Origin of the sequence: Bacillus sp. UNC322MFChir4.1, assembly GCF_000746135.1 — a bacterium.
Classification (GTDB): domain Bacteria; phylum Bacillota; class Bacilli; order Bacillales; family Bacillaceae_G; genus Bacillus_A.
Window position 1 is genome coordinate 56,145 of sequence record NZ_KN050811.1, and the last position, 24,528, is coordinate 80,672.

At 37.6% G+C, this 24,528-nt stretch carries 28 protein-coding genes and 2 other annotated features; of the genes, 3 read left to right on the forward strand and 25 right to left on the reverse strand.

Annotation, left to right across the window (positions count from 1 at the left end):
• Positions 1–26 precede the first annotated feature (26 nt).
• Genes BR72_RS25075 through BR72_RS20935 form a run of 3 tightly spaced genes read right to left on the reverse strand, consistent with a single transcriptional unit; the run spans position 27 to position 2,809 of the window.
• Positions 27–728 carry a hypothetical protein gene (locus tag BR72_RS25075; protein ID WP_051957378.1) on the reverse strand — a complete coding sequence of 234 codons (702 nt, stop codon included), beginning with the start codon at positions 726–728 and terminating at the stop codon, positions 27–29.
• 54 nt (positions 729–782) lie between these two features.
• On the reverse strand, positions 783–1,883 hold the full coding sequence (locus BR72_RS20930) for a DUF58 domain-containing protein (protein WP_035436533.1): 1,101 nt from the start codon (positions 1,881–1,883) through the stop codon (positions 783–785).
• Complete coding sequence (locus BR72_RS20935) at positions 1,880–2,809, reverse strand: AAA family ATPase (RefSeq protein ID WP_035436536.1); 930 nt, start codon at positions 2,807–2,809, stop codon at positions 1,880–1,882. The genes BR72_RS20930 and BR72_RS20935 overlap by 4 nt, the downstream gene beginning before the upstream one ends.
• Positions 2,810–3,069: 260 nt before the next feature.
• Positions 3,070–3,301, forward strand: a binding site (T-box leader).
• Between the two features lie 42 nt (positions 3,302–3,343).
• Positions 3,344–3,573 (forward strand) — a binding site (T-box leader).
• Between the two features lie 46 nt (positions 3,574–3,619).
• On the opposite strand from BR72_RS20935, the gene thrS reads away from it, so the two are divergent.
• Positions 3,620–5,542, forward strand: coding sequence for a threonine--tRNA ligase (gene thrS / locus BR72_RS20940; RefSeq protein WP_035436538.1), 1,923 nt, complete (start codon positions 3,620–3,622; stop codon positions 5,540–5,542).
• A 224-nt stretch (positions 5,543–5,766) separates the two neighbouring features.
• Here the strand turns inward: thrS and BR72_RS20945 are convergent, their stop codons facing one another.
• From BR72_RS20945 to BR72_RS20965, 6 genes are all read right to left on the reverse strand, one after another.
• The gene (locus tag BR72_RS20945; RefSeq protein ID WP_035436540.1) at positions 5,767–6,276 is read right to left on the reverse strand and encodes a GNAT family N-acetyltransferase; all 510 of its coding nucleotides are present in this window, start codon (positions 6,274–6,276) and stop codon (positions 5,767–5,769) included.
• A gap of 257 nt (positions 6,277–6,533) precedes the next feature.
• Positions 6,534–7,058, reverse strand: a complete 525-nt coding sequence (locus BR72_RS20950; RefSeq protein WP_035436542.1) for a P-loop nucleotide/nucleoside kinase family protein — start codon at positions 7,056–7,058, stop codon at positions 6,534–6,536.
• Between the two features lie 76 nt (positions 7,059–7,134).
• The gene (gene tsaA / locus BR72_RS20955; protein ID WP_035436545.1) at positions 7,135–7,590 is read right to left on the reverse strand and encodes a tRNA (N6-threonylcarbamoyladenosine(37)-N6)-methyltransferase TrmO; all 456 of its coding nucleotides are present in this window, start codon (positions 7,588–7,590) and stop codon (positions 7,135–7,137) included.
• 60 nt (positions 7,591–7,650) lie between these two features.
• Entirely contained in the window at positions 7,651–8,529 is an 879-nt protein-coding gene (locus BR72_RS20960) for a methyltransferase domain-containing protein (protein WP_035436548.1), read from the reverse strand.
• 69 nt (positions 8,530–8,598) lie between these two features.
• Complete coding sequence (locus BR72_RS27375) at positions 8,599–8,727, reverse strand: hypothetical protein (protein WP_268865104.1); 129 nt, start codon at positions 8,725–8,727, stop codon at positions 8,599–8,601.
• An 87-nt stretch (positions 8,728–8,814) separates the two neighbouring features.
• Positions 8,815–9,561, reverse strand: a complete 747-nt coding sequence (locus BR72_RS20965) for a WecB/TagA/CpsF family glycosyltransferase (protein ID WP_035437045.1) — start codon at positions 9,559–9,561, stop codon at positions 8,815–8,817.
• A gap of 182 nt (positions 9,562–9,743) precedes the next feature.
• Between BR72_RS20965 and BR72_RS20970 the strand changes: the two genes are divergently transcribed.
• The gene (locus BR72_RS20970) at positions 9,744–10,418 is read left to right on the forward strand and encodes an alpha/beta fold hydrolase (RefSeq protein ID WP_197059961.1); all 675 of its coding nucleotides are present in this window, start codon (positions 9,744–9,746) and stop codon (positions 10,416–10,418) included.
• A gap of 65 nt (positions 10,419–10,483) precedes the next feature.
• Here the strand turns inward: BR72_RS20970 and BR72_RS20975 are convergent, their stop codons facing one another.
• From BR72_RS20975 to tatA, 14 genes are all read right to left on the reverse strand, one after another.
• Entirely contained in the window at positions 10,484–11,194 is a 711-nt protein-coding gene (locus tag BR72_RS20975) for an HAD family hydrolase (protein ID WP_081904957.1), read from the reverse strand.
• 141 nt (positions 11,195–11,335) lie between these two features.
• Complete coding sequence (gene hypE, locus BR72_RS20980) at positions 11,336–12,337, reverse strand: hydrogenase expression/formation protein HypE (protein WP_035436553.1); 1,002 nt, start codon at positions 12,335–12,337, stop codon at positions 11,336–11,338.
• Positions 12,337–13,449 (reverse strand): hydrogenase formation protein HypD, encoded by a 1,113-nt coding sequence (gene hypD / locus BR72_RS20985; protein WP_035436556.1) that lies wholly within the window; start codon positions 13,447–13,449, stop codon positions 12,337–12,339. The genes hypE and hypD overlap by 1 nt, the downstream gene beginning before the upstream one ends.
• Positions 13,421–13,657: a HypC/HybG/HupF family hydrogenase formation chaperone gene (locus BR72_RS20990; protein ID WP_035436559.1), complete on the reverse strand. Its 237-nt coding sequence runs from the start codon at positions 13,655–13,657 to the stop codon at positions 13,421–13,423. Before BR72_RS20990 ends, hypD begins: the two co-directional genes overlap by 29 nt.
• On the reverse strand, positions 13,648–15,927 hold the full coding sequence (gene hypF / locus BR72_RS20995) for a carbamoyltransferase HypF (RefSeq protein ID WP_035436560.1): 2,280 nt from the start codon (positions 15,925–15,927) through the stop codon (positions 13,648–13,650). The genes BR72_RS20990 and hypF overlap by 10 nt, the downstream gene beginning before the upstream one ends.
• Entirely contained in the window at positions 15,915–16,571 is a 657-nt protein-coding gene (hypB, locus tag BR72_RS21000; protein ID WP_035436562.1) for a hydrogenase nickel incorporation protein HypB, read from the reverse strand. The genes hypF and hypB overlap by 13 nt, the downstream gene beginning before the upstream one ends.
• The gene (locus BR72_RS21005) at positions 16,571–16,927 is read right to left on the reverse strand and encodes a hydrogenase maturation nickel metallochaperone HypA/HybF (protein WP_035436564.1); all 357 of its coding nucleotides are present in this window, start codon (positions 16,925–16,927) and stop codon (positions 16,571–16,573) included. The genes hypB and BR72_RS21005 overlap by 1 nt, the downstream gene beginning before the upstream one ends.
• A 5-nt stretch (positions 16,928–16,932) precedes the next feature.
• Positions 16,933–17,361, reverse strand: a complete 429-nt coding sequence (locus BR72_RS21010) for a Rieske (2Fe-2S) protein (RefSeq protein WP_035436567.1) — start codon at positions 17,359–17,361, stop codon at positions 16,933–16,935.
• Entirely contained in the window at positions 17,358–17,843 is a 486-nt protein-coding gene (locus BR72_RS21015; protein WP_081904958.1) for a HyaD/HybD family hydrogenase maturation endopeptidase, read from the reverse strand. Before BR72_RS21015 ends, BR72_RS21010 begins: the two co-directional genes overlap by 4 nt.
• The gene (gene cybH, locus BR72_RS21020; protein WP_156107967.1) at positions 17,830–18,624 is read right to left on the reverse strand and encodes a Ni/Fe-hydrogenase, b-type cytochrome subunit; all 795 of its coding nucleotides are present in this window, start codon (positions 18,622–18,624) and stop codon (positions 17,830–17,832) included. The genes BR72_RS21015 and cybH overlap by 14 nt, the downstream gene beginning before the upstream one ends.
• 13 nt (positions 18,625–18,637) lie before the next feature.
• The gene (locus BR72_RS21025; protein ID WP_035436572.1) at positions 18,638–20,362 is read right to left on the reverse strand and encodes a nickel-dependent hydrogenase large subunit; all 1,725 of its coding nucleotides are present in this window, start codon (positions 20,360–20,362) and stop codon (positions 18,638–18,640) included.
• Positions 20,359–21,432, reverse strand: coding sequence for a hydrogenase small subunit (locus tag BR72_RS21030; RefSeq protein WP_035436575.1), 1,074 nt, complete (start codon positions 21,430–21,432; stop codon positions 20,359–20,361). Before BR72_RS21030 ends, BR72_RS21025 begins: the two co-directional genes overlap by 4 nt.
• Positions 21,433–21,567: 135 nt before the next feature.
• Positions 21,568–22,332, reverse strand: a complete 765-nt coding sequence (gene tatC / locus BR72_RS21035; RefSeq protein ID WP_035436578.1) for a twin-arginine translocase subunit TatC — start codon at positions 22,330–22,332, stop codon at positions 21,568–21,570.
• Positions 22,333–22,439: 107 nt separating this feature from the next.
• Positions 22,440–22,646, reverse strand: coding sequence for a twin-arginine translocase TatA/TatE family subunit (gene tatA, locus BR72_RS21040; protein ID WP_035436588.1), 207 nt, complete (start codon positions 22,644–22,646; stop codon positions 22,440–22,442).
• Positions 22,647–23,037: 391 nt separating this feature from the next.
• On the opposite strand from tatA, the gene BR72_RS21045 reads away from it, so the two are divergent.
• Positions 23,038–23,754, forward strand: coding sequence for a HoxN/HupN/NixA family nickel/cobalt transporter (locus BR72_RS21045; protein WP_035436591.1), 717 nt, complete (start codon positions 23,038–23,040; stop codon positions 23,752–23,754).
• A 7-nt stretch (positions 23,755–23,761) separates the two neighbouring features.
• Here BR72_RS21045 and BR72_RS26535 read toward each other — a convergent pair whose 3' ends face one another.
• Positions 23,762–23,920 (reverse strand): hypothetical protein, encoded by a 159-nt coding sequence (locus tag BR72_RS26535; protein WP_156107968.1) that lies wholly within the window; start codon positions 23,918–23,920, stop codon positions 23,762–23,764.
• 344 nt (positions 23,921–24,264) lie between these two features.
• Complete coding sequence (locus BR72_RS21055) at positions 24,265–24,510, reverse strand: hypothetical protein (protein WP_035436597.1); 246 nt, start codon at positions 24,508–24,510, stop codon at positions 24,265–24,267.
• Positions 24,511–24,528 lie beyond the last annotated feature (18 nt).

A 24,528-nucleotide genomic window follows, 5' to 3' on the forward strand; every position in this document is an offset into this window, starting at 1 on the left:
TTTTCAGTTTAGGATGTTTTTCATTTTCAATTTTCTTCTGTCCACTTTTTCACTTTCTCTACATTTTCATTAGAAGCATCAAAATGTCCGTAACGTACATCTTCGTAGATCGAAACAATATCTTTACTTTTCCTTATACGAAATAGCCATTGTTGAATGGTTTCAAAAGGACGACGTTGTTCATATTTTGGTAATGTTCTCTCCCACTGTGCAACAGCAGCCCTAATTTTATTTATCGGTAAAGGAGACAAAACTTGCTGAATAGTAGCTTCCCCCCCTTTTAGCTCACTGCCCATTTTAATAATTTCTTCTTCACTTTTCCCTCTCTTTCTCTTCAAACGATATAATACAATTAAAACTAGTACGATTGTGATAACTGAAATCACAAGGATCATTTGCTGTTTAGGAAAGGGTTTACTATCAACAGGAGGCGCTGTGATTCTTCTTTTTACTTCGCTTTCCACTTGTTCCATTGGCTCCCCTTCACCTTTTTTAACATTCGATTTTGTTTGTGTCCGTTTTTCCTTCTCCCAAGGAGGTACTTCTTCTTTGTTCTTAGATATTTTAGGGGGCTCCCACCCATCCGTATTAGGTAGTCGCTCTTGTTTCAACAATTCTTTTAATATTGTTTGCGTATAAAGCGCACCGCTTGATATACACATAGCAAGTACTAAACAAATACTAACTAAAAGCATCTGAAATACAAAACGCTTTCGCTTATATACCATACTTGTATGCCCCTCAGATCAATACAGTAAAAACTATCGATTATCCCCTCTACTTTATCTCACCACTTGCAACCATCCTCCATGTTTTTCAGGTGGATTCCCAATTATAATTGGAATAGCTCCAGCTTCTTGCTGGCGGAAACCTGTTTGATAGAAATAAGACGAGGATAACGGAACATCTCGATCTGTTAAGGACGACAATAATTGTAATGTTTTGTGTAATTGTTTTCGGTATTTACCAGATGTTATATGGACTATTCCATTTTCACACATGCTATTTACCCATAGTTCAAATGAACAATCTTGCGCTATTAGTTGCCGGCAAACGCCCGCTGTTACTTCAATTAAATACTCTATATCTGGGCGCAGTGTATATCCCGTTGAACCTAATACATTTAAATAGACCGCATATCGATCACCTTGCGTATATTCATACTTTTTTGCACTTAATACACCTGTTTTTGCAGTTGCTCCCCAATGGATTGCTCGAAATGATTCCTGTTCATATGCCTTTACGCCAATGATTTTCGTTTCATCATAAAGAGGTGATACAGCGGCCGTTCGAAATCCGTGCTTCCAGCTGTTTGTTTCTGGAATATTTACTTTGGCAATGCGAGGATAAATACGAAAACACGGCATTTGTTGTTTTCGAATCGGGATGTGAATTGTAATGAGATGAAATGGATCAGACAAAATGATTTCAGCTTCTTGCCAGCTTTGCAGTCCTCTTTGCTGCGCAGATACATGTAAATCGATCTCTACCGTTTCCTGCTTTTTCAGTTGCAATGGAATACGATACGAGTGAACTGATTGCTCTAATTCTCCTTCTGGCCATTGCCATTTCATATGTTCATCTGAGCGAAACCGAAAAGCAACTTCAAAAATTGGCAGTTTCGTTGGATTTACAATATGTACACGACAATGCCCAGTCTCATCGATAAATAGACGTTCGTGTTGCTGTGTTATTTCACAATATATTTGCGTAGTTTTTCGAATATACCAATGAGCAAAACTAACCATCAGCAAATAGAAAAAAGCAATTACAAATAGAAAGAAATTTTGTACAAATAGCCACATGAGTATTGTAATAAAAGCGACACTCCATGCAACATACGCTTCCACAAGCGGACGTTTAATTATTAATTTCTCTTTCATACATTCTCCACTGGAACAGCTACTTGCTCCAAAATTTCTTTCATTACATGTGCTTTCGTTGTTTTCATATCCCCTTCAATACTAAGAGTTAACCGGTGCGCACATACTGGCTCTGCTAGCGTATAAAGATCATCCGGTGTACAAAATTCTCTTCCCTTTAATAGCGCCCGGGCCTGTGCTGCTTTCATGAAAGCTAATGAACCACGCGGACTTACCCCAATTTCAACGAGTTCATGCTGTCGTGTCTTTTCTACAATATCCAATAAGTAATCTTCCACTTCTTCGTGAATTTCAACTTGCTTTGCTTGTTCTTGCAAAGATAAAATATCTCCAAGAGACACGACACTTTGCAGATTGCGCATCGGGTCTTGCTGGCGAAAGCGGCGTAACATCTCCTTTTCGTGCACTCGATTTGGATACCCTTGCCTGATTGTTAATAAAAAGCGATCTAACTGCGCATCTGGAAGCGGAAATGTGCCGGCAGACTCTAATGGATTTTGCGTAGCAAGTACAATAAATGGCTGCGGCAACACATGCGTTTCTCCCGCAATCGTAACCGTACGCTCCTCCATTACTTCTAATAAAGCGGACTGTGTACGCGGAACAGCACGATTAATTTCATCGACAAGCACAATATTCGCAAAAATCGGTCCCATCCTTGTTTTAAAATCAGATTCTTTCATATCGAAATACTCTAAACCTACAACATCTCCTGGCAATGTATCTGATGTAAACTGTACACGTTGAAATTTCCCATCTATACTTTTCGCTAAACTTTTCGCTAATGATGTCTTCCCCGTTCCCGGAACGTCTTCTAATAAAACATGTCCGTTTGCAACTAATGCAATCATCGCTAAATCGATAACCTCTTCTTTCCCTACAATCACTTGTGAGACATTTTCTCGAATTCTCTCTAAAATCGACATACTCTTCCCCCTCCGTTTATTATTTTCTGTGTTTTCTGACATTTATTAGTAGTATATCAGAATTTATATATTTACTGTTTGGTTTTTGAAACTTTTTGTAAAATAAGTTTTCTTTTTACATATACTACTTGTAAAAAAGATTCACGCTACAAACCCTAATCAAAAACGAAATCCCTAAAAAATTCGCAATTTATTCCAAAAAAAAGATTTGCAAAAATAATTTATATACTGTATATTATGAATCAACATACTAATGCTATAAAAAAGCAACGAAAAGGACACGAGATATTCTTTACGGTTTTACAGAGAAGGAAGAATTGCTGAGATCTTCCTAAACGCAGGAGAATATACTTACCACCTTGGAGCTGTATTGGGGAATTATAGTATCCAATACCGTAGACGCTACGTTACAGTGAACGGAGCCATCGACGCTTGTTAAAGTACGATGGGAATCTGGGTGGAACCACGGGTTTTAACGCGCTCGTCCCTGTTTTAGGGATGAGTGCGTTTTTTATTTTTCTCAATTCCATATAACAATTAGCTATGAAAAGGACATGAGGTATTCTTACGGTTTTACAGAGAAGGAAGAATTGCTGAGATCTTCCTAACGCAGAAGAATATACTTACCACCTTGGAGCTGTATTGGGGAAACAGAGTATCCAATACCGTAGACGCTACGTTACAGCGAACGGAGCCATCGTCACTTTTTTAACTGCGATGGGAATCTGGGTGGAACCACGGGTTTTAACGCACTCGTCCCTGTTTTAGGGATGAGTGCGTTTTTTTATATTATGAAATGGAGTGATAATGATGAGTAACAAAATGATTCAAATTCGTTTTCCAGATGGTCGTGAACAGGAATATATAAAAGGAACTACATTAGAGGCAATTGCCGAATCGATTAGTCCTGGGCTAAAAAAGAAAGCTATTGCTGGAAAAGTGAATCAGCAACTATTTGATTTACGTAGAGGCATACAAGAAGATGCAGAAATTGAAATTTTAACTGTAGAATCAAAAGAAGGCTTAGATGTAATGCGTCATTCAGCAGCACACATATTAGCGCAAGCAGTTAAAAGAATACACGGTCACATTAATTTAGGTGTTGGTCCTGTTATTGAAAATGGATTTTATTATGATATGGATCTTCCGAATAGTATTGCAGTTGAAGAGTTAGTTCAAATTGAACAAGAAATGCAAAACATTATTGATGAAAATTTGGAAATTCAACGAATCGAAGTAAGTCGCGATGAAGCAAAACAAATATTTGAAGAGCTCGGCGATCATCTAAAACTAGAGCTATTAGAAGATATCCCTGCTGATCAAAACATAACTCTTTACAAACAAGGTGAATTTTTAGACTTATGCCGCGGACCACATTTACCGTCTACTGGCTTTATGAAAGCTTTTAAATTAACAAATGTTTCAGGAGCATATTGGCGCGGTGACAGTAATAACCTAGTTCTTCAAAGAATATATGGGGTTGCCTTCCCTTCTAAAAAGGAACTAGATGAGTATGTTATCTTTTTAGAAGAAGCCGCAAAACGCAATCATCGTAAATTAGGCAATGAATTAGAATTATTTATGTTCTCTGAAGAAGCACCAGGAATGCCATTTTATTTACCAAAGGGACAAATTATCCGAAATGAAATGGAAGCTTTTCTAAGAGGGATTCAACAAAAGCGTAATTATCAAGAAGTACGCACTCCTTTAATCATGAATCAAAAACTATGGGAAAACTCCGGTCATTGGGATCATTATAAAGAAAATATGTATTTCACAGAAGTTGATCATGGAAAATTTGCATTAAAGCCAATGAACTGCCCTGGCCACATGCTGATGTTTAGAAATAAGCTGCACTCTTATCGTGATTTACCGGTTCGAATAGCTGAATTTGGGCAAGTTCATCGCCATGAATTTAGCGGTGCTCTAAACGGACTTCTTAGAGTTCGTACATTCTGTCAAGATGATGCCCATATTTTTGTAACACCTGAACAAATTGAAAATGAAATAAAAGAAGTAATTGATTTAATCGATTATGTATATCGTATATTCGGTTTTGAATATGAAGTTGAGCTCTCTACAAGGCCGGAAAATTCAATGGGAGACGACGAGTTATGGAACAAGGCGGAAGGCGCGCTGCAAAATGTACTAGAAGAACTAAATTTCCGCTATAAAATCAATGAAGGTGACGGAGCATTTTACGGCCCGAAAATCGACTTCCATATTAAAGACGCCTTAAATAGAAGTCATCAATGTGCAACTGTACAGCTCGATTTCCAAATGCCCGAGAAATTCAACTTAAGTTACATTAATGAAAAAAATGAAAAACAACGTCCTGTTGTCATTCACCGTGCTGTATTTGGTTCAATCGATCGATTCTTCGGTATCTTAATCGAACATTTTGCTGGGGCCTTCCCAACATGGTTAGCTCCCGTACAAGCAAAAATTATTCCTGTATCAGTTGAAGTACATGAACAATACGCAAAAGAAATAGAAGAAAAGTTAAAAAATGCTGGTGTACGCGTAGACCTTGATCTTCGCAATGAGAAACTTGGTTATAAAATGCGAGAAGCACAAGTTCAAAAAATCCCATATGTCCTTGTCGTTGGTGATCAAGAAGCTGAGCGAAACGAAGTAAACATTCGAAAATACGGAGAACAACAATCTATAGCTGTACAATTTAACGAATTCTTCGCTAACATTCAGCAAGAGATTCAAAATAGAAGTTTATAACAGAAAAAAAAACGCAAAAAAGCCACAAAACTGTAGGTTTAGAATAAAGGTTGATTAAAAATCACTCTAAACTATTAATTTCACTGCATATAAAAAGCTATCGTTTTGAATGAAGATTGATCAAAACGATAGCTTACTTTTATTTTTAAGAGCTGTTTTTTATAAAAAATTGTAATCATTTTAATGCTCCATATTCCACTAAAGCACCTATTAGTTCAAGAAGACTAATTGATATTTTTATAGTAAAAGATCGTAGCAGCTAATTCGCCATTCTCAGATTTCGCATAATTAGGAATCTGCCCAGCTCGAATATAATCTAATGAAGTATATATTTTATTGGAAGGGTCTCCTTCTCTTGTATCAAGAACTAATAATGACCTATCCTTCTGCTTTGCTACTTCTTCAGCCCTTTGCATAAGTAAACGACCAATACCATTACGTCGATAATTGGGGTGTGTCATTAATTTTGCGATTTCAGCTCTATGACTTCCATTTTGCTTCGTCGATAAATGTAACTGTACACTTCCAACAATTTGATTGTTTAATTTAGCAACAAATAAAATCACTTCAGGGCTAAGAACGGTTTCCCAGTACTTCTCTGCATCTACTTTTTTCATTGGTGGTAAGAATCCAATCGAAGCCCCATCTTCTACAACCTTTATTAAAAGTTCTGAAAGCTCATTAAGATGTTCTTCAATTAAAAATAATTGTTCAATTTTCACATCAATATTCAAGACAATCACCTCTTTATTAAATTTGTAGCTTAATGAAAATTAGGTGTATCTATATTACCTATCTAATTTCATTAAAATAACCATTCGGATATATGACCACTCTCCATTTAGGCCAGAAACACTTCGTACATCTTTGTTTTAAACCTTGCATGTGGCAGAAGAAGGTTCTGACCGCTTCTATGCATGGCCAGATGCTCTTGCCAGCCTAAAAAGAAAGAGGGTTTTTATGTCGATTTTTTATTTGTATGTATATATTTTTAACTATTAATATATGTAATCACTTCATTTAAATAAGAATCTAAAGGTTGTCCAGAATCAACAACCAAATAATGATAATCAGATGGTTTTTTACTATTTTCAACCCAGTTCTTAAATAACGTTTCAGATTCTACCTGCTGAATTTGAGTAATCATCCGCTCACGATTTTTTAATCGATAATTAATTTCCCGCATATCATTCAAATAACATTCAACATATTTGTATTTTGCATGATGTTTCTTAGACAAAGCTGTCCCCTTCTCCACCATTTCTACATATAAACAAGGACTATCAAGTATCACATCATGCCCTTGCGACAGGTGAAAATCTATTAACGCCCACTCAATATCATACGAAATTTTACCAGCAACGCTTGGATCGATATCATCTACTCCAAAAGATTCTAATAGTGCCGTTTTCACAATATCATGGTCTATGATAATTGCACCTGTTATTTTTGCTATTTCCCTAGACAAAGTAGACTTACCCGAACCTGGAAAACCTGACATTTGAAGAAAAAACATACGAATACACCTTCTTTATACTTTATTTTTCAACTCTACTTATTAGCGCAAACTACTTTCATGATAATCAAGTAAATTAGAAATAATCTTTCATTAATTCCTTCATCCATATTGGCGAAAAAGTATTTTCCCTTGAATCAAACTCTGATACATATGGCTTAATGTCTAGAACTGGCGTCTTATTATTCGCATCTAATCCTTTTACAATCATTACATTATCGTCAATTGATATGATCTCAACAGTAGAAATCCCGATAGAATTCGGGCGATATTTTGTTCTTTGTGCAAAACAGCCCTTTTCATCTAAAGCTTCTATGCCTCTTGGTTTTCTAATCCAAGACTGCGTTTTTTCCTTAAATTGATCCATATAAAAAATAACGATCGCATGTGAATAATCTTCTAATCCAACTAGTCCATCTTTATATTCTGGATGAATTATGATTGTTGAAACAACTTCTCCCCACCGTTCATATACCTTTTCATCAATAATTGATGCTACTTCACCAATAGAAGTCATATTTATTGAACTCAAATTAGGTTCCTTCTTTCTTTACATGGTGTACACTTATCAGCAGTAAATAAACTATCTACCTCATTTTTTCACAACCCCAAAAGTAATTTTCATACTTGGAGCATAATTTAAAGACGAATTAATGTTAAATACCTCAGAAAACCGTAATTCCGCTTTATATTGTTCATTTGCCTCATTAAATGTGGCCCCTCGATTTATTAAACGTTCAAGAAATTCGTCTTTTTCAGCCGGAGCTATACCTAGTCCTTCTTCTTTGAGAGAATCATATAATCTCTGCTTATCTGTTTGGTTTGCGTTAGAGTCAAGAAAATTAACTTTATCGCTAACTCGGCAATCAATATTTTTTACACCTAATTTACTTAAGTATGTCGGTAATTTAATCCCGATGTTCCCATCTTTTCCATTGCGTTTTGTATCTTCTTCAAACAGTTTCTGAAGAAAGCCAAGCTGCATAATTTCTGATTGATCGTATTCACTAAGATGATATGAAGACATATTAGAAATCCAATGTGGTTCAAAACATATAATATTCCCTTCATTAACAACCGAATGTATCATTTTCTGCAACATTTTTATTGGATCAGTCATATGCAGTAGAAAAGCATGGCAAACTGCTATATCATATTTACTTTCTAATTCAATTTCAGTAACATCAGCCACTATGAATTCAGCTTCGTAAGGAAGAGTTTCAAACAATTTTTTTGCATCATTAATCAATTTCTGCCCTTTATCAATACCCGTATATCTTGAACCTTTTGGTAACAGTGGTAATAACTTAAGCCCTAGATATCCATACCCACAACCAAAGTCAATGATATGTACAGGCTTAGAAATTTTCCAAGCTGAATTCACCAAAAACCCTAAATAGTCATCATTATAATATAAATCTCTTGTGTTTTTTAAATAATCCAATTTTTCATCCCAATAATAATCTTCCAATTCAACATCCTCCTTTCCCTACATTTTTAGTATTTTCAGTTTGTATAAAATTCGTCAACAAAAGTGAAATTATATATCTTTATCTTCTTTTTCTAATATACGTTTCATATCGTTTCTAAAAAATTTCAGCTCATTTTTTGTCTTAATGAGTTCATATAGTATAAAAAATAACGCTAATAACGTTAAGATATCCGTCATAATAGTCACATCCCTTTCAAATTGTGGTTGTAAATTTCACAAATGGGGGCTGTACTTGTTGTAAATTTGAGATCAAATGTCTTTAATTCATTGTTTTCTAACTCGATCCGCCATAACTGACAACAAAAATTTTGGGAGTACAAGCTGCCGTTTGATTCTCTTCGGCTGTGTTACCAATCTATATAACCATTCTGTTCCCGTATCTCTCATAATCTTTGGTGCTCTTTTGACATTTCCTGATATAATGTCAATCATCCCGCCAATACCAATGGACAATGGTACATTTAGTTCTTGAAGATTATCATAGATAAACATCTCTTGCTTAGGAGAACCTAGACCTACTAGCAGCAAATGTGGTTGAAACTGTTTCATATGATTTTTAACTTCTCCGATTTGTTCCTTACCTATAAAACCGTGTTGTCCTTGAAAAATAGCGTGTGGATAGTTCATTTTTAAATTTTCAATTGCTTTTTCATTATTTTCTGGAGCAGCCCCAAATAGAAACACGCGATACCTGTTTTGATTACAAAATTCTATTAAGTCATAAGTTAAATCAGCACCTGTAACTCGCTCTTTCAAATGGCCATTTAAAATTTTAGAACCGAGTATAACACCAATTCCATCAGCTGTAATTAAATCCGCTGATAACAAAATATTTTTGAAGTGTACAGATTCGGCTGATATCTCTTTCGCAGACATCACAATTTCAGGATTGGCAGTCACAATAAATCTTGGTTTCTCGTTCTTTTTTGATAACCAATTTTTTAACATATTTGCTACTTGTTTGTACTCCAAACTACAAAATGGTATTCCTTTTATGTATTGTTTTTTCATTTCCAAATATAATTCCCCTTCATATGTTTCTATCATTATGTAAATAAACTATATAATTTTTTACAAACACCCTTCGGAAAAAAATCAGAAAATAAACTATAATATATATATTCTATACAATAGAGGTGGTTATATGCAATTACACTTTGAAGGATATGGATACGGGGAGCCTGTTATTTTTTTTGCATCCAAGCTTAGAAACAGGACAGACAAGCTTTCAAAATCAAATTGATTATTTTAGTAAGCGTTTTCGTATTATTGTTCCCGATCTAAGAGGACACGGTCATTCATACGCTGAAAATTTCACTAATTATTTTCAACAAGCCGCGCTTGATATACTAGAATTAACTGAGCAGCTCCATTTAGAAACATACCATATTGTTGGTACCTCTTTAGGTGCTCTTATTGCCGTTCATATATTACAACTTAACCAACAAAACATTTCTTCCTGTACTCTTGCAGGTATTATGTTAGAAAAACCAGCGGAATGGGAGACATTAAACAAAGAGAACGCACAACGGTCACAATCATTAATAAAGGAACCCGGTACAATACATTATTTTAATCAACTTCATATGAAAAATGATTGGAAAACACTCATTGAAATTAGTTTTCATAGTAACTGGTATCCTTTTGAGCAAGTTCAACAATTAGAAGAGATAAAAATACCTACTCTATTAATCGCAGGAGCAAACGCTGAATTTGATACAAAAAATTTATTTTCACATTTCAACAATTCTACCTTTATTGAAAAAGCCATCGTTCCTAAAGCTGGCCATTTAGTTCATCACGATGCTCCTAATCTCTTTAATAAAATCGTTGAAGATTTTATACACAGGAGTGTTCATGTAAAATAGAAAAAGCATGGCAAAAACACCATGCTTTTTCTATTTTTTGTCTATTTTCCTTTTAAATGAGTAATTTAGTTATTGCCTAGCAATATATCCCTTATTTCCGTCACATCTGATACGATTGCAATCGGAATATGTGCAGTAGTTTTTGAAAGGTTCTTTGCATTAACCCAAATGGCGTCCATCCCAGCTTCTATTGGTCCAACTACGTCATGAGTCCAAGAATCACCAATAAAAAGAGTTTCTCCTGGCTTTTTACCAAATCGTTCTAATGCCATTAAATAGATTTCTGAATCTGGCTTTCTATAACCTAATTGTTCCGCATGAAATATTGTGTCGTTGCTGAATACTTCCGACAGTCCCATTTGGAAAATTTTTAATCGCGGATCATATAATCCATTGCTGACTATTCCAAGGTTATAATGTGTTTTTAACTCATTTAATAAACTTGTAATTGAATTATTTATACCAATGCAAGACATACTAGTTTTAAGAAACAATGCATCAATCTCATCAATAACTTCTACATCAGGTAACACATGAAAATGAGCAAAAGCATGCTTCCACCTAGCTCTCCTAAATTCAACTGGGGTTAGTTCTCGATTTTTAAAACGCTCCAATAAAGACTTAGGGATATGCAACTTTTTCTCAAGGAATACAGATACGTCAAGGTTTTTTGTTATAGGATGCATTTCAAGAGTCTTAATTAGTCCAGCGTTAAACCAAGTGGAATCAAGAAGTGTATCGTCCAAATCGAATAAGAGTAAACTATATTTATTCAATTCTCTCCCCCTCTATATCATGTTATTTCCTGCAGTGATAATATTCCAATTAAGGAAAAATCTTTTATATTCCCTCTCTATTATACTACACATACTAATCTCAAAAGCATAAAAAAACCTCCAAATAAAGGAGGTTTTCATTTAGCAAATGCGCGGGAACATAGTGCCCGATAATCGATTCAGCATTCGTTTAGAACCAATGGGAGTTTCCAAAAGTAACTGTCCTTTTCCTTTGCTTGTAATGCTGCCAATGATGGTAGCATCTTTTCCTTCGGGGCAGGATTTTAATATATCGATTACTTTTTCTTTCTGGCTGTCTGCAACGATAAAAATAGCTTTCCCTTCATTTGCAAGATAAAGAGGGTCGAAGCCGAGAATGTCACAGGCACCATGTACCTCTTGTTTAATCGGCAGAGACCGTTCATTAATTGTCATCGTAATTTGAAAATCTTCGGCAATTTCTACAAGTGTTGTAGCAAGACCACCTCTCGTTGGATCCCGCATAATGCGAACAGTCCCGCATTGCTGAAGTACACTGTCAATCATGCCATTTAGTGAAGTACAATCGCTTAAGGTAGGAGCTGTTATCCCTAAATCTCCTCTTGCTGTTAGAACTGCAATGCCGTGATCACCAATCGTTCCTGAGATGATAATAGCATCGCCTTCTTCAAAAGCAAGGCTGCAGCCTTTATTGTGTTCATACACGCCAATGCCCGTGGTGTTAATATACACACCGTCGGCACTTCCCTTTTCAACTACCTTTGTGTCACCAGCAACAATTGTAACACCCGTTTTTTTCGCTTCATTCGCCATATCGATTACGATTTTCTTTAAATCAACAATTGGAAAACCTTCTTCAATAACAAAGCCGCACGTTAGATAAAGCGGCCTTGCACCACTCACAGCTAAATCATTGATCGTACCAGCAACGGCTAATTTCCCCATCGAACCGCCTGGAAAGAAAATTGGCTTAATGACGAAGGAATCGGTTGTGACAGCAACGTTTCCGGTTGGAATATACAAGGATGCCGCATCAAACAATGCTGTATCCTTCTTACCAAATGCAGCTACAAATACATCACGAATGAGACGATGCGTCAATTCTCCCCCATCTCCGTGCGCTAAGTTGATGAACGGTTCCATTACAAACTCTCCCTCATATATTGATAATAGGCAGCGCAGCTACCCTCTGCCGATACCATGCATGGACCAATTGGATTTAGCGGCTGACATGCTTTCCCAAATAAATGGCATTCACTCGGTGAAATCAAACCTCTTATGACTTCCCCGCAACGGCATTTTGTTTTCCGAGGTTCTCCTACTTCCACCTTAAACCGCTTTTTTGCATTATACAAATCGTATTCTTTCTTTAAATCTAATCCGCTATTTGGAATAACGCCGATGCCGCGCCATGCTTCATCACAAGTCGTTAAATATGTTTCCATCCATTGCTTCGCAACTTTATTTCCGCTTTCGCTTACAACCGATGAATAATTATTTTCAATAGCAGTCTTTTCTTGTAATGCTAAATCAATGAGTTTATAAATGGTAGACAGCAATTCAGCTGTTTCAAATCCTGTGATACTACCTGACATATTATACTCTTCAACTAAATAGTTATAGGATGATTCCCCTAACACAATAGACACATGTCCTGGAAGGATAAAACCATCGAGCTTTACATCCCCTGCTTCTAGTAAATAGCGCAGGACGGGTTCTACCAATTTCGTTGTCATCCAAATGGAAAAATTTGAAATCCCTCTCTTCTTTGCTTCTCCAACCATTAGTGTAAGAATCGGAATGGTTGTTTCAAACCCAACACCTAAAAAGATGACTTCTTTATCCGGATTTTCTTCAGCGATTGTAACCGTATCGATTGGAGAATAGACAACCCGAATATCACTGCCGGCAATTTTTTTATCTAGCAGGGTTTTGTTCGACCCGGGTACGCGCATCATATCACCAAACGTGCAAATAATACGGTTATCTTCATCGCTAAGCGCAATCATTGCATCAATAGACTTTTGATCCGTTACGCAGACCGGACATCCTGGACCAGATATTAAATTTACATCAGCCTTTAGACATTGCTTTACTCCCGTTTTAGCAAGTGCCATCGTATGAGAACCGCATACTTCCATGAAAGCCGGCTTCCGTCCAAACTTCTTTTGAAATTCCTTCGCTTTTTCAAGAACTGCTTCCACAAGCGGCATACATATGCCTGGATCATTCGACTGTTTCAGAATTTCGAGCATCGACCAACTTCCTCCATTCCAACACGCTATCTTTTGCATATTGTTCATCGACAATACTCATCGCTTGACCTGCATGAACAATAACAAATTCCCCTTCTTCTACTTCTGGGACGAAAATAATCCCAACGGTCGTTTGTGATCCCATCACATCAACTACCGCCGTATATTCCATTTTTTTCACAACCTTCGCCGGTACTCCTACACACATGACTGCCCCCTCCTTTTCGCCGCTGCAACGGCCAGTTGACCATATGATAAAGCGCCATCATTGCACGGCACTTGTTCTGGTACATATATGGTAAACTTTCGTTTCACTAATTCTTCTCGTAATCGTTTACGCAAATAACGATTGTGTAAGCTACCACCGCCGAGTATGACGACTTTGCTTCGCTCAGGTTGTGTACTAGCTATCCTTTCTATTGCGATAAGAATAGATTGGACAACCGTTTCATGAAAGCGACCGCTAATATTTGCTGCCTCTTCACCTGCTAAAACGTCACGCACAATTTCCTTAATCATTTCCTTCATTTGAATTGTAACAAGCCCGTCTTCTATGTATTCATACGAATATGGCTCGTACACGCATGTTTCATCCACTAATTCCGAAAGCAATATTGCCGCCTCTCCGTCATAGCTCGCAATTTTCGTAATCCCGCATAGCGCGCTAACTGCATCAAACAAGCGACCGCATGTACCAGCTTGAATAATATTTATATGGTTTTCTATCATTTTCTTTAAAATATGTATTTCTTTCTCTTTATCTGGAAATAGAAGAATTGCTAAACCTTCTCCTTCTTCCCCAAGCAAAAATAGCAGCATAGCGACCGCATTTCGCCACGGTTCACGAATACACGCTTCCCCGCCAGGAAGAGGTGTATATTGCAAATGAGCAAGTCTTTTTGCACTACTAGCATCTCCATAAAAAATTTCAAATCCCCAAATATTTCCGTCAAGTCCGTATCCGGTTCCATCAAGGATAACTCCATAAGCTTTTCCTGTAAGATGGTGTTCCTCCATACATGCGGCCATATGGGCATGATGATGCTGCACTTCTAGCACTGTATGAAATCCTTCAATAAGCTGTCTCGTGACATAGTCTGGATGCGCATCGATAACTGCGATATCCTGCTTTGTATCCATCCATTTCATTAAATGGTTATACTCCTGCCAGTAATGATTCATTGTTTCCACATTTTCCAAATCACCAATGTGCGGTCCAAGAAAAATTTGCTCATTTCTTCCAATTGTAAAAGTTGTTTTCTGTTGTCCACCAAAGGCAACCATTCCAGATACATCATGACTTGCCGCAAAAGGATCAGGAACATAGCCCCTAGCTCTTCGGAAAAAATCTAAGCGACCGTCGTTTACTTGCACAACCGAATCATCAACAGGGTGAAGGATGTCTCGATCATGAACAAGAAAATAATCAGCGATTCCGTCTAAGTAAGTCAGCGCTTCATTATCTTTATAGAGAATCGGCATCCCAGAAGGATTGGCACTCGTCATGACAAAGCAACCATTCTCATTATACTTAAAGAGTAGATGATGAAGCGGTGTATAGGGAAGCATGACGCCAATTGTCGTCATGTTTGGCGTTACATTCCCTGCAAGTTTACCTTCTTTTTTCTTTACAATTACAATCGGTGCTTCTGGACTTTTCAACAATTTTCTTTCTGCCTCATTCACATAAGCAAAAGCATCAATTTCAAGAACAGAAGCAGCCATAACCGCAAGTGGCCGTCCTGGGCGTTCTTTTCGTTTTCGCAAAAGGGCTACAGCATGTTCATTTGTTGCATCGCAGCAAAGATGATAGCCGCCGAGCCCCTTTATCGCCAGTATATGTCCCTCTTGTATCAACCGCACTGCTTGTTGAATCGGTTGCTTCGTTTCAAGTTTATGTCCATGCTGATCCAAAAGTGTAACTTTCGGACCACATGCAGGACAAGCGATAGGTTGAGCATGATGGCGCCGGTTCGTTGGATCTTCATATTCTCTTTGGCAATCTGTACACATCGCAAAGTTCTTCATCGTCGTGTACGGCCGGTCATAGGGCAGCTCTTCAATAATGGTATATCGCGGTCCACACTGCGTACAATTGATAAACGGATATTCATAACGGAAATTGTCCTTATCATTCATCTCTTGTAAACAATCATCACATACTGCAGAATCAATTGGAATGACAAGGGATGAAGTTCCCTGACGCTCGCTATCAATAATGATAAACTCAGCTCTATCGGTTGGTTCTATATTTATTACAGTTATGTTATGAATACACGAGAGACGGGGTGCTTTGCTTTGCAGCTCTAACAAAAACTGCTGCACATCCGCCTCCGCTCCTTGTGCCGTAATTCTTACGCCGTCCATATTGTTTTGTACCGTTCCCGCTAGATGATATTGGTGGGCAAGCTGGTATACAAATGGACGAAATCCAACCCCTTGTACCCTCCCGCGGATACTAACTTTTACTGCGTACATTTTTTATACGCCTCTTGAATCCATTCATACCATTCTTCCAGTCCGATTTCTGATCTTGCTGAAAGAGGAATAAGGGTTGAATTTGGGTTAATCTCCATTAAATCCTTCTTCGCTTCCTCCACATTAAAATCAAGATAAGGAAGTAAATCAATTTTGTTAAGAAGCACTAGCTCCGTTCGTATAAACATTTGCGGATATTTCGGAATCTTATCATTTCCTTCAGGAACGCTCAGAACCGCAACTTTATGGTTCTGTCCTAAATCATATCCAGATGGACAGACAAGGTTGCCTACATTCTCAATAAATAATACATCAATCTCATCTAAATCCAGTTCGCCAAGGCTTGCTGCAACCATTCGTGCATCCAAATGACAGCCGCCATAAGTGTTAATTTGGACAGCCTTTGCTCCCATTGCGCGGATACGATTAGCATCTCGCTCCGTTGCTAAGTCTCCTTCAATAACAGCAATACGATAAGATCCGGATAACGCCTTTACCGTTTCCTCTAACAACGTCGTTTTACCAGCTCCAGGAGAACTCATTAAATTAATCACAAGTGTATTTGTTTTTTCAAAAAGATCGCGGTTAAATTCAGCTGCTTTATTATTGTTCGTTAATACATCTGTTCGTAACGTTATATTCATCAATCATCGTTCCCCTCGTAAGATAAAATTTGAAAAGTTTCCCCCGCTAATATCTTGCCAGATGGAATGTTACAGTTCGGACACAAAGCGATTTTCTGAGTAGGATGATACGTCAAACCGCATATAACACATTCCGCCTTCGCTTCCTCTATATGAATAATTAATTGCGCAGCATAGCTAAATAGATGCAGGTTTTGTTCACGAAAAATTTCAAAGGCCATCTGCAATGCATCTGGCATCGCATTGCTAATTTCCCCTACAATTAATTCAATTTTCTTTATTTGTATGATATTTCTTTTTGCGGCATCATCTTGAACAAGCTGCAAAATATCTCCCATCAATGACATTTCATGCATCGCGATCACCTTTTACTGTTGTCTGTAAAACCAACAACATACAGTTGGTCCTTCCTTTTTATCTGTAACCTTTGGACAGATAATTCTCCGCCCAGCGTTTTAAAATCGTATTCCTTGTCACAGATCGGACATATCGCCCGGTGGTCATACATACGAACCTGAATGAGAGTGGAGCAAGTTGGACAAATACCGCTAATCGCATGAAGCTTTTCTTCATGCGAGAAAACGATAATCGATTTGCCAAAAGCAAAGCGAACTTCCGGCCCGACAACCATTTCATCAACTTTTATCACAGGTATCCATGTAATTCCAAGTGCTCGATCTGCCGCTTCTTCCATTTTTTCTAAATCATCCTTTAAAAAGGGCTCATACACATATTTCATGGTTTGAAATATGCTTCCTGTCACCTCTTTTAAGAAATCGAGACGATTCATGATCTATGTCTCCAACGATTTACTTGATTCATAACCGCTTCCGCTAGGTCCCCTAGTTTTGCCTGGTTCGTTTCCGTTAGTTCTACACCAAGCTCTAATGAACTAGGCTGCATCCCAAACATAATAATCTTTTTCGGATAGCGCTCTCTGAATTTCGCTGCAAATAACACTTCCTGGAAGCCCATTTGATGAACGGACATCTTTATACCAAAATAAGCAGGAATTTCATCCCCTTCTAATGAAAGAATAGTTCCGCCTTCTACACCTGCATTAATCGCATCAATAATAATAAGATTTTCCGCTTCCTCAACCGGACCTAAAAGCTTCATTCCATCCGTTAATCCCTCTATAATCTCAATTTGTTTATCATCCTTATACGCTTCTTCAAGCAGCGGTAATAAATGAATACCAACACCCTCGTCTGTGAAGAGGGTGTTACCAATTCCAAGTATCGTGATTTTCGCATTCTTATTTTGATTCATCATTCTTATCACCAACTAATTTTTTTGGTTCAGTCTTGTAACCTGTAAATATCGACGAAATGGTGCCATTCCGTTCCATATAGTCATCACGAACTGCCATATAGACATGAATTACTGTAAATAACATAAATGCCCATGCCACTAAGTGGTGCCAGGAACGAATCGTATAGCTATCTCCGCCAAACAGAATCGGAACCCAAACAAATAGCTTAGCCCAAAACGATTCTGGCTGCGGCTCAAAATACATATAATAGCCTGTTAGCATCATTACCCAAGAGCCAAGACCGATAAAAATCCAATAACTAAGCTGTGCCAACGGATTGTGGCCAATGTAATGCGGCTTTTTATTTTTTAAGAATAAGTAAAATTTAATTGTTTCTAGTACTTCTTTCCAAAACACCAAGCGAAATGGGTTCGATGTGGCAAATTTATTTCCTATAAACGCCCAGAACAATCGATAAAGAAGATTGATTGTGAAAAGAAATGCTGCAAAAAAGTGTATATATCTCGCCCATCCCATGAGATAGGAGTAATATGCTTCCTCTTGTACACTTGAACTAACAAATGGTTTTCCAATATAAATTCCTGTTATCATAAGCAAAATAATTGCCACTACGTTAATCCAATGAAACACTCGAACCGGTAATTGCCATACATAAACTTTGACGACATCTTTTGTTTTCTTATATTGAATTGGACGTTCTGGGTGAAGCGTCACCTCGCTGTTTTTTTCTGGAACAATCGTATTGGTGTTATGTGTTGTTGGCATGAGGTCTGACATAATGTGTCTCCTCCTAACCTAATCGAATTTCAGTTGTTTTATTAGACTCTAAATCTGTTAAATGCACTGCACAAGCAAGACAAGGATCAAAGGAATGAATAATCCTTAAAATTTCTAATGGCTGCTCCTTATTCAGCATCGGTGTTCCTTTCAATGCCGCTTCATAAGCTCCGAGATTATTGTTATGATCACGAGGCGATGCATTCCAAGTAGATGGAACAACAGCTTGATAATTTTTCGTTTTTCCATTTTCAATATCAATCCAGTGCCCTAGTGCTCCGCGCGGCGCCTCAACCCAGCCAACTCCTTTTGTTTTCTTCGGCCAAGTGTTTGGCTCCCATTTTGTACGGTCAAATGTGACTTGGTTTCCATTCTTCACATTATGAAGTAATTCATCCATATCATGTCGAATCCAATTCGATAGAAGAATCGTTTCGAGCGCGCGTGCCACTGTGCGACCAAGTGCTGATTTCATTGCAGTAATTGGAAGACCTAGCTTTTTCAGCGTATCGTCCATCAAGCTTATAATCTCTTTATCTCCTGCTGCATAACCAACCATCATCCGAGCAAGCGGACCTGTTTCCATCGGCTGATTCTTCCAGCGCGGTGTTTTCAGCCAACTATATTGCTTATTCGTATCCAGATTCTTATACGGTGCTTTCGGTCCTGTATAATGAAGAGACGTTTCTCCTTCAAACGGATGCTTTCCAATCCCACTGCCTTCCTTGCCATCATATGTATACCAAGAATGATCAATAAACTCTTTCACCTGTTCAGGATCTTTGAGATCTATATCATGTACTTCATTCATGTTTCCATTTAAAATAATTCCTCTTGGGAATCGATATGATTTCGTATCATATATGCTGCGCGTAGAGAAATCACCATAGCATAAATAGTTATCTAACCCGCCGCCATATGTCCAATCTTTATAGTAAGAACCGATAGCAATTACGTCAGGCACATATACTTGACTTATGAATTCACGAGCTTGGTCAATGATTTGAGATACATGCATTAATCGCTCTGCATGAATACCATTGTCACTATTAATATCAAGTGGAGTTGCCATACCGCCTACTACATAGTGAGGATGCGGATTTTTGCCTCCAAAAATAGTTTGTACTTTTACAACTTCTTTTTGCCAGTCCAATGCTTCTAGATAGTGAGCAACTGCTAATAAGTTCACTTCTGGCGGAAGTTTATATGCATTATGTCCCCAATATCCATTCGCAAATATGCCAAGCTGTCCGCTATCTACAAGTTTCTTTACTTTGTTTTGCACATCTGCAAAATAGCCGGGGGAAGATTTTGGCCAACTTGAAATCGATTGTGCAATTCGTGATGTTTCAGAAGGATTTGCATGTAACGCACTTACTACATCGACCCAGTCTAACGCATGCAAATGATAGAAGTGAACGACATGGTCATGAAAGAAGATTACCATATTCATAATGTCCCGTATCAAATGAGCATTTCTCGGAATTTTAATTTCTAATGCATCCTCAACAGCCCGAAGTGACGCAAGAGCATGAGTCGATGTACAAACACCGCAAATACGTTGAATGTACGCCCATACGTCACGAGGATCACGGTCTCGAACGATTAACTCCAGTCCTCGAACCGCTGTCCCTGAACTAAATGCATCCTTAATCATTCCCCTATCATCGATATCTACCTCAACGCGAAGATGGCCTTCAATTCTCGTAACTGGATCTACTACTATACGCTCGCTCATTCGTCTTCCCCTCGTTTATCATCGATTTTTTTCTTAATTACAGTTCCTGCTGCATGAACAGCAATACCTGCTGTCGTAACACCAACGGCCGCTAATCCAATCGTATCCGGATTAATCGTTGTTTGTGAGCCAGGAATTTTCGCTCTTCTTGTGTAGAAAGGACCATTATCCCAGAATCCCTTTTCCGAACAGCCAATACACGGATTTCCCGATTGAATCGGATAGCTAACCCCGCCATTCCAGCGCATTTCAGCACAGGAATTATAAGTTGTTGGCCCTTTGCAACCAACCTTATATAAGCAATACCCTTGCTTTGCTCCTTCATCATCGAAGGACTCTACAAACAAGCCTGCATCAAAATAGGCACGGCGATTACATTTATCATGGATACGATGGCGATAAAATGCCTTTGGACGTCCGAGATGATCTAATTCCGGCAATTTTCCGAATGTTATAATGTGAGCTATCACACCAGTCATTACTTCTGCAATCGGCGGGCAACCAGGAACGAGAATAGTAGGTGTGCTCGTTTGAAAGCTCGTAATTGGTTTTGCACCAGTTGGATTCGGATAAGCAGCAGGAATGCCACCCCATGCAGAACAAGATCCATAGGCAATGACTGCTTGTGCGTTCGTAGCCATTTCAATAAAAGTATCTTTTCCTGATTTTCCCCCTATGTTTAAAAAGCCCTCTTGGGGAATGCTTCCTTCAACAGCAAGAACATACTTTCCTTTATATTTTTTCAGTACCTGTTCCATCGCTGCTTCAATTTGAAATCCAGATGCTGCCGAAAGAACTTCTGTGTATTCGAGTGAAATCATATCAAATAAAACGCTTTCAACCTTAGGTTGAGAAGAACGGATAAACGACTCTGAACAGCCTGTACAATCTTGGAATTGCAGCCATACTACAGGAACTCTTGTACTCGTCTCCATCGCCTTTACAACTTTATCAGTTTTTGAGAAATCGAGACCAATCGCCGCAGCCAGTGCGGTGCACATTTTCAAAAAATCTCTTCGGGTAACCCCATTATTCATCGCAGTTTCATAGATTGTTTTCTGCTTTTCCATTTACTAACCCCCTCCATTTTCCACGGAACAAGTAGATAATACTTTGAAATTCAAGATAAATGTAATATATGAACTACATTTTCATCCTGATATGGAAGAGTTGTTTACCAAAAACTCTTTCATCACTTTTCATAACTATTTGATAGCGTCCCCTTGCTCGTAAACAGTCCATTCTTTCTCTTCTTCCTGTCTGTGCTTCAATTGCTTTCGAAAAACAAACTTAGAAAGCGAAATACTGATTTCATACAGCACGAATAACGGGATTGTTACGATAAAATCTGACACGAAATCTGGCGGCGTAATGAAAACAGCAATTACAGCCAGAACAAAATAGGCATACTTCCGAATGCTTGATAATACATAAGGGTTTAAAATACCGAGCGAAGTTAAAAACATAACTACGACTGGAAGCTCGAATAAAACCCCAAACGGCAACGTCACACTCATCAGAAATTGAAAATATTTCTCCGCTGTAAATTGAGCCACAAACATATCCTGACCCAGATGAAGCAAAAACGAAAGAATCATAGGAAATATAACAAAATAACCAAACGCAAGTCCGATGATAAATAAGAAAAAGAGTGCTGGTACATACGTAAGCGTAGCCTTTCTCTCCTTCGGCCGCAGCGCAGGACGTACAAACAACCATATCTGCATTGCAATGACAGGGATTGTTCCTGCAATTGCAACCACTGTCGCAAGCATAAAATACACCCATAATATATCACTTGGTCCGAGTACCGATAGTTTCATATCTATCCCCTTTGCAAACCATTTATAAATATCAGTGGCAAACATAAACCCAACAATAAAAAAAACGACAAATGCAACAGCTGATATAATAATCCGTTTGCGCAATTCCTCTAAATGGTCCACAATCTGCAATTCTTTATCTATCATCCTCTTCCCCTACCCATTCACAATGGTTACAGCTACCGCTTCGCAAAAACGAAAACGCTTTCACAAAAAGCAAAACCGCAGACATTCCAAATTCTTTCTACTACACCTTACTTTGTTTCAACTTTTTGCTCTTCCTTCTTCTCGATCTTTACTTCACTTACTACATCATCCCTGAATTCGGCTGTAGATTTCTTAAATTCTTTCAACGTTTGACCAAGCGCACGACCAATTTCAGGGAGCTTCTTAGGGCCAAATAAAATAAGTGCAAGAATTAAAATTAAAATTAAACCAGGAACACCCATATTAGAAAACATGCATATTCATCCTTTCACTTCTGATGTCTATTTCCAAATTAATTATAGTATTATTTTGGTAAATAACATCCTAAATAGTGGAAAGTTCACAAGAAGTTCGAATATGAACGAAATGTGTCTGTTTTGTCGTTCGTGTAAAAAGGTACTCTCACCTTCCTAAAAAGAAAGAGGGTTTTATATAGATTTTTCAATTTATATTTATATAATTTAAGAAGAATTTTTGAATTTATGCACTTTTATAATAGTAATCTATTTTCATCTGTTATAATTTACCTTTGAAATGACATTCCTGCATTGTATTTGGTTGAATGTTGCTTCCCATTTACTAACATTTATAACGTGCTTTGAAACTTTTAATCCCACAATTAATATTATTAAAGGAGGTATATGAATGGAGATGAGTTTTCTATCCATTTTGGCTTTAGGATTTGTACTTGGAATCAAGCATGCAATTGAGCCGGATCATGTAATCGCTGTTTCTACTATTGCTAGTCAAAGCAAAAAATTATTTCGCTCCACTTTAGCGGGCGTATTCTGGGGAATAGGTCATACTGCTACATTATTTATCGTTGGAATTATTCTTATTTTTATGAAAGGTGAAATACCAGAAAAGTGGGCTATGTCATTAGAATTTTTAGTAGGTATAATGCTCGTTTATCTTGGTGTGACCACCGTCTTCTCTTTAAACAATCTTCATGTTCATCAGCACGAACATGACGGAGAAGAACATAAGCATATCCACTCTCATATACATAGCGGTAAACATGAGCATAAGCACCAACATAAAAATGTTTCATATTTAAAATCCATGTTCATCGGCTTAGTGCACGGACTCGCTGGAAGCGGAGCAATGGTTATATTAACTATGAGTACGGTAAAGAGTGTTTGGGAAGCGGCTATTTATATTCTTATATTTGGTGTAGGAACGGTTATCGGGATGCTTTTCTTTACAACAATTATTGGTATTCCATTTGTTTTTAGTTCTCAAAAAATAAGTCTGAATAAAACACTCACCCAAATAACTGGGAGCATTAGCATATTATTTGGAGTATATTACATGTACAACCTTGGGGTAACAGAAGGGTTGTTTAAACTTTGGATCCAATAGCAATTCTTTAAAAATATAAAAAGAGATGGGTTTCCCATCTCTTTTTATACTTTTTATTCGTTGTTTTTCTAACCCTATCCGCCATAACTGACAATAAAAACTTCGGCAGTACAAGCTGTCGTTTGTATGTTCCATGTTTTAAAACCCCTATCCATACATTCATCATTCGTTTACACCCTTTTTAATAGTGGAAGTCAAAAATTAAAATTCTGAATAAGGAATTGAAGTTCTTGTTTTAAATTACTCTTTTCACAATCCTTACTCTGTCCCTCATCTTTCTCTTTAGTCTGTAAGGAGGTTTTGTCTGCTTCCATTAAGAAATATTTCAATTGCAAGTAACTGCTTAATGGAAATTCGTGTTCGGCCCATAAATTTTGATAACCAACTATTCCATGTTTAAATAACAATTGATCAGCTTCTTTTATAATCATTTTTGCAAATTCAAAAAAATCACAAGTGGTATCTACAATGATTACGCCTTCCTTCCCCTCAATATAGTCAAATGTGTCTTCATATTCTGTAATAGTTAGGGATAATACCGTCTTGAAGTTTGAGTCTCCAACTTAATCCAATAGGTTCTTCCTCCCATAAAAAAGTTACAACACGTTCTTCACCATTTGACAAGTCCGTTAAACCACCCAACAAATTTCCAAATGCATCAGTTATATAACTGGGGCTAAATGAAATTTTTTGGGAATTTAGTTCAATAAATCCGTTTGCCCAACCGGTACCAATTAACTCATATTTAAATTGCATATATACCTCCGACATTAT